Annotated in this window: 4 protein-coding genes; 3 read left to right on the top strand and 1 reads right to left on the bottom strand. The window is 33.6% G+C overall.

The genetic code is table 11. From position 1 onward, the window contains the following. On the bottom strand, positions 1-2,167 hold a 2,167-nt coding region (locus tag AC061C_RS10440), incomplete at its 3' end, for a DUF8696 domain-containing protein (protein ID WP_502306433.1). A 665-nt stretch (positions 2,168-2,832) separates the two neighbouring features. On the opposite strand from AC061C_RS10440, the gene AC061C_RS10435 reads away from it, so the two are divergent. The 3 genes from AC061C_RS10435 (at position 2,833) to AC061C_RS10425 (ending at position 6,395) form a co-directional block, all read left to right on the top strand. Next, positions 2,833-3,318 carry a SixA phosphatase family protein gene (locus AC061C_RS10435; protein WP_478291123.1) on the top strand — a complete coding sequence of 162 codons (486 nt, stop codon included), beginning with the start codon at positions 2,833-2,835 and terminating at the stop codon, positions 3,316-3,318. Next, positions 3,315-5,402 carry a polyphosphate kinase 1 gene (gene ppk1 / locus AC061C_RS10430; RefSeq protein ID WP_478291122.1) on the top strand — a complete coding sequence of 696 codons (2,088 nt, stop codon included), beginning with the start codon at positions 3,315-3,317 and terminating at the stop codon, positions 5,400-5,402. The genes AC061C_RS10435 and ppk1 overlap by 4 nt, the downstream gene beginning before the upstream one ends. Positions 5,403-5,504: 102 nt before the next feature. Further along, complete coding sequence (locus AC061C_RS10425; protein WP_417979361.1) at positions 5,505-6,395, top strand: Ppx/GppA phosphatase family protein; 891 nt, start codon at positions 5,505-5,507, stop codon at positions 6,393-6,395. Positions 6,396-6,397: the final 2 nt, after the last annotated feature.

Below are 6,397 nucleotides of genomic sequence, written 5' to 3'. Positions count from 1 at the left end.
CAGTACAAACTGTTGCACTTCCTGCAATAGTTCCACCAACAGAAGCTGGATCAACAATAATAGTTCCCGTAGCATTTACAGTTCCACAACCACCCGTCAAAGGAATAAAATAATTGAATGTTCCCGAAGCAGTTGGAGCACCACTAATAGTAATCGTATTTGATGCAAAAGTAGCGGTAACACCTGCAGGTAAACCTGTAGCTGTTCCTATTCCAGTAGCTCCTGTAGTAGTATGTGTAATATTTGTTAAAGCGGTATTGATGCATAACGTCGGACTTGAACTTGCCGATGATGCTGTATTATTTGGAGCTACTCTAACTAACACAACCGTTGATGTACTAGAACAACTACCTGAAATTACAGTTCTTCTGAACCAAGTGTTCTGAGTTATTCCACCCGATGAATAACTTATATTGCTATTTGTGCCTGCAGCAGCTGCAAAACCAGATATCGCGCTTGCAGTACTACTTTCCCATAAATAGTTATAAGTGCCGTTTCCACCCGCTGGCGCTGAACCATTAATAGTAAAGATACTTCCCGAACATATAGGTTCTACATAGGTGGTAACGATACTTAACCTTTTAACAACTCCTCCGCAAGGATCCCCAAATTCTCCATTTGTAGCTGGTATCGTTCCACTACTATTTCCCAACAAACGTTCTACAACAGACTGGCTGGTTGGCGAATGACAAGTTGAATTAATGCTAAAATTAGGTGCTGTTCCGGTAGGTGTGCCATAACTTGCAAAATTAACGGAGGAAAAATATGTTCCTACTGGCGCATTCAGAACCGCAGAAGCACCTTCATTAACCGTAACACTTATCTGCGCCGAAGATCCGTTTGTATATATTAAATTATTGTTGCTCAATATAGGACTTACTGTTACCGTTCCAGATATTGTTGCGGCTGTACAAGGTGCAGTATGTCCTGAAGTTGTTATTGTATACGTACCCGAAGCAGTAGGAGTACCACTAATAGTTACTGTTTTATTCGTTGTACTTACTACAGAAGTCAATCCAGCAGGTAAACCACTTACAGTAGCATCAGTTGCGCTTCCGCCAAAGGTGTAAACAGTAGATGTAATTGGACTACTTGAACATACTGTTTGACTTTGTGTCGCAATAGCAGAAGTCAAAACAATAGTTGAAGCATAGTTCATCGTTATTGTAGCCGTATTTGATGTTAACGATGTGGTATCATTTACAGTGTAGCTTATTGGTGTAGGACTACCTTTAAATGTTGATAACGGGGTAAAAGTAACTACTCCTGAATTATTTACATTCCAAGTTCCTTGGTTGGCTACTGTTAATGTTGTTTGTTGTCCTGTAAGGCTTTGGTTTAAATCTACTGTTGCTGCATTTAAATTGTTATTGGCATCAGTATCATTTGCGGTGACATTTATACTGCCATTTGTACCAACAGCAATACAATTTGCAACATCATCATTAGCTCTTGGGGCTCTTGGTACATTGAATACCACACCACCAAACCCAATAGAACTCTCTCTAGTGTTCGTATTATTACTATTGTTACCTAGCCTAAAGGTCGTGCTTGTAACATTTACTAAGTTAACTTTGGCAATATAATTGTTTTCAGTTAAACTAATTGTATTTACTGAATTATTTGGACCTTGAAATCTTGTAAAGGCACCATTTTGTGATACAGTGATAGCAGTTGTAGGTTCTAAGTCGTAACTTCCAGTACTTGGTATTATAATGTCAAAAAACTCGGCGCCATCTATATCGGCTACTTCAAGAATAAAAGAATCGAGAGAAATGGGCATGGGTAGCAACGGATAAGAACCTCCCTCGTAAAAATCAAATTTAAATTCCACATAACCACCGTTGAATTGAAAATTTCTAATCTCTGGTTGGAAACGATCGGGTAAATTTCCGTTTGTGGCATTATCAAAAGTAACTAATCTAGCATTAACGATTGCGGTGATTGTAACTACAGCATCAACACTAACTCCACCAGATGTAGTGACATTACTGTACATGTAAACTGCTCCTTGTTGTCTATCAGTTCCTGATATTAATACGGGATTATTAAATACGGGTGCTTGCCCAAAGGAAGTTCCAACAGAAAATAAAATCGTGAAAAAAAGAAAAAATTGAACTAAAGAAACTTTATTTTTAGTAAAAGAATTAAAGTAGTGGTTTTCCATATTTTGGTATTCTTATGTTTTGATAAACTAAAAAGTGTATTTATAGTTTTATGTTAGACTATCAGTTAAAAATAATTTTTTCTTAATAGTGATTTGCTAATTAAAAAAATGATTTGTTAATGTATCTTAAGATACTTATTGGCAAAAATCATTACGATTAATTGATAGTGTATCTTGTTGAAAGGATTAATAAAATAAAATCCAATTTTTGGAGTAGAAGCCATTATTGTGACTACAAAAAAAAGTATATTTTTTGTAGAATGAAGATGTCTAGTAGGTAAAGCCATAATTTGGTTTCTTTATTTTGAAAATCAAATTCTAATTTGGGGAAACTAGGTATTGAAATTATGAAATAGTTATTGTCCGTAAAAGTAAATATTTTAGTTTAAATAAAAATTAATATCTTTAATCTACAAAAAAAAACGATTAAAAACCATTTTTACTGCAAATTTCATCGTTATTCCTTTATTTCACAACTTTATTTTTTTATTCTGCTGAACATTAACATTTTAAATATTTTAAAATGAACCTTAATTTATACTAAATACGTTTTTAATTTAATGTTAGTTTTTTTAAATCATTAGTTTTTTTATAAGAGAAAATGGTAATAAATTGTATCTTTCTATTTTATTTTTTAATGTTTAATTTTCAAGATTTAACTGCTTATGAAAAATTTAATATTGGTACGTCATGCTAAATCAAGTTGGGAGGTTCCTATGCAGGATAAAAATCGTGTTTTAACGCCTCAAGGTATTGCCGATGCACATTTAGTTTCTTTTATTGCAAAAGATTTCATACCCAAAACCTACAGTATTTGGGCAAGTACTGCAAAAAGGGCGACAAACACTGCGTTAATTTTTGCTCAAAATTTTGGGTATCCTTTAGAAAGTATCGTTTACAAAGACGATCTTTATACTTTTGATGAAAATAAACTGGAGAAAATTATCAAATCGTGTAGTAATCTTTTAGATAATGTTATTGTTTTTGGTCATAATAGCGCCATTACAAATTTTGTTAATAAATTTGGTGGTATCTTCATTGACAATGTTTCTACAAGTGGTTTTGTTTCTTTAGAATTTGATACGAATGATTGGACTACAATTGAAAAAGGTAAAATAAATAAAATAATATTTCCCAAAGAGTTGCGATGAATAAAGTTTTAGAATACAAATATATTGATAGAGAGAAAAGTTGGTTGGCCTTCAACGCTAGAGTACTTCAAGAAGCGGGGGATTCCTCAGTTCCACTGCTAGATAGATTGCGGTTTTTAGGTATTTTTTCGAATAATTTAGATGAGTTTTTTAGAGTGCGTTTTGCTGCCATTAGACGTTTAAGTTTAACTGGAATTACGGGCGAAAAGTATCTTGGCGGGATTTCGGCTCAACAATTGGTTAAGGATATTACCGAAATTGTAATCCAACAACAATCTGAAAGTTTACGCATCTTAAATATTATTGAAAGTGAACTTGAAACAAAAAATATTTTCATCATCACCGAAACCGATATTACTGTTGAGCAAGAAATCTTTTTAAAAGACTTTTTTATCCAAAAAGTGAGTCCCGAATTGGTTACCATTATCCTAAATGATTTGGCTGAATTTCCCGTATTGAAAGATACTTCGGGTTATTTAGCTATCAAATTGGTGATGAATAAAAATGAAGAAATACGTTACGCTGTAATCGAAATACCAAAAACAATAAACCGTTTTGTGGTTTTACCATCTCATGATGAAAAGCAATATATCATACTGCTGGATGATGTCATTAGACACAATTTGAGTAATATTTTCAATATTTTTGATTACAAAAGCGTTTCTGCTCACATGATAAAAATTACTAGAGATGCCCAATTGGACATTGATAGTGACTTGAGTAAAAGCATGATTGAAAAAATATCGTTGAGTGTCAAAGATCGTCGTATTGGAGAACCAGTGCGCTTTATTTACGATCAACTAATTGAAGACGATACGTTACAATTTTTTCTGGATAAAATGAAAATCGTTTCCACGGATAGTATTATTCCCGGCGGAAGATACCACAATAGGCGCGATTATATGAACTTTCCAAATTTAGGCAGGTCTGATTTAGTGTACCAAACCAATGATCCGCTACCAATTCCAGGGCTAAGTCTGGAAGGAAGTATGTTAGAAAAAATCAGTGAACGGGATTATTTGCTCAATGCTCCGTATCAGTCTTTTTCGTATTTGACTAAGTTTTTGCGAGAAGCAGCATTAGACCCAAAAGTAACTTCGATAAAAATTACATTGTATCGATTGGCTAAGAATTCTCAGATTATTAGTTCGCTCATCAATGCTGCCAAAAACGGAAAGAAAGTAACCGTTCAAATAGAATTGCAAGCTCGTTTTGATGAAGCATCTAATATTTCGTATGCAGAGCAAATGCAGTTAGAAGGAATTGAACTTATTTTTGGAATTAAAGGACTAAAAGTACACAGCAAAATATGTGTTATCGAAAGAATGGAACAGGATAAAATAAGACGTTACGGTTTTATTTCGACAGGAAATTTTAATGAATCTACGGCTAAAGTCTATACCGATGTGACATTATTTACCAGTCATCAGCAAATTCTGAAAGACATTATGAGAATATTTGAGTTTTTTGATATCAATTACAGAGTACATCGGTACAAACACTTAATAGTTTCTCCACATTACACCAGAACCCGATTTATAAAATTAATTGACCGAGAAATTACGCATGCACTTGCAGGTAGGAAAACGCATATTAAGCTAAAAATGAATAGTCTGTCAGATTTTGGAATGATAGATAAATTATATGAAGCCAGCAGGGCAGGTGTGAAAATTCAACTTGAGGTGCGAGGTATTTGTTCCTTGATACCAGGAATTCCGGGAATGAGTGAAAATATTGAAGCCATAAGTATTGTTGATAATTATTTAGAACATTCTAGAGTTTATATTTTTGGCAATGCAGGTCAAACTGAAGTATACATTTCATCTGCTGATTTTATGACTAGAAATCTTGATGGCCGTGTCGAAGTGACGTGTCCAATTTACGATCAAGAAATAAAAAATGAATTGATAGACAATTTTGATATTGGTTGGAAGGGGAATGTTAAGGCGCGTTATCATTCGTATAAATTAGATAATAAATACAGAGTAAGGAACCACAATCCCGTTTTTAGAGCACAACTGGAGACTTATAAATACTATCAAAGTAAAGTAGAATTCGAGTCAAAAACAGAAATCATTCTATAATTATTTTACTTTAACTAAGGTATTACTAGTACTAATTTTTAGATTTTAGAGTTAATAAATAGACCATCTAATCTCTAAAATACAAAACGAATTCAATTCAAAATGATTAAAATAAAAAAATATGCAGCAATCGATATTGGCTCTAATGCCATGCGTTTATTGATTGTCAATATTGTAGAACAAGAAGGAAAAGAACCACAGTTTAATAAAAGTTCGTTGGTACGTGTTCCCATTCGTTTGGGTCAAGATGCTTTTACAGTTGGTGAAATATCAGATGAAAATTTAGATAGAATGTGCGATGCCATGAAAGCTTTTAATCTTTTGATGAAAGTTCATAAGGTAGAACGGTACATGGCCTTTGCCACTTCGGCAATGCGCGAAGCCTACAATGGTAAAGAAGTTGTTGCGTTGATAAAGAAAAAAGCCGACATCAAAATAGAAATTATCGATGGAAAAAAAGAAGCGGCAATAATTGCTTCAACTGATTTACATCACTTATTAAAAACGGATCAGACGTATTTATTTGTAGATGTTGGCGGTGGAAGTACCGAATTTACGTTGTTTTCGAATGGTAAATTGATCAATTCAAGATCGTTCAAAGCAGGAACGGTACGATTATTAAACGACATGGTTTGTGACGTCGTTTGGGATGAAATTGAAAAATGGATCAAAATAAATACAGAGGAATATGAAGAAGTTATTCTGATAGGTTCTGGAGGAAATATTAATAAACTTTTCAAAATGTCGGGTAAAGTTCAAGAAAAACCCTTGTCCTACATTTACATGAATTCCCAATATGCGTTCTTAAATTCACTTTCGTATGAGCAAAGAATTTCAGAATTAGGATTGAATCCAGATCGCGCCGATGTAATTATTCCTGCCACCAGAATTTATCTGAACGCAATGAAATGGAGTGGCGCACGAAATATTTATGTTCCTAAAATTGGACTTTCAGATGGAATTGTAAAAGCGATGTATTATGGTAAAATATAATG

The organism is Flavobacterium sp. GNP010 (assembly GCF_056428945.1).
The sequence above is the reverse complement of the archived record's forward strand: the minus strand, read 5'-3'. Positions and strand labels throughout refer to the sequence as shown.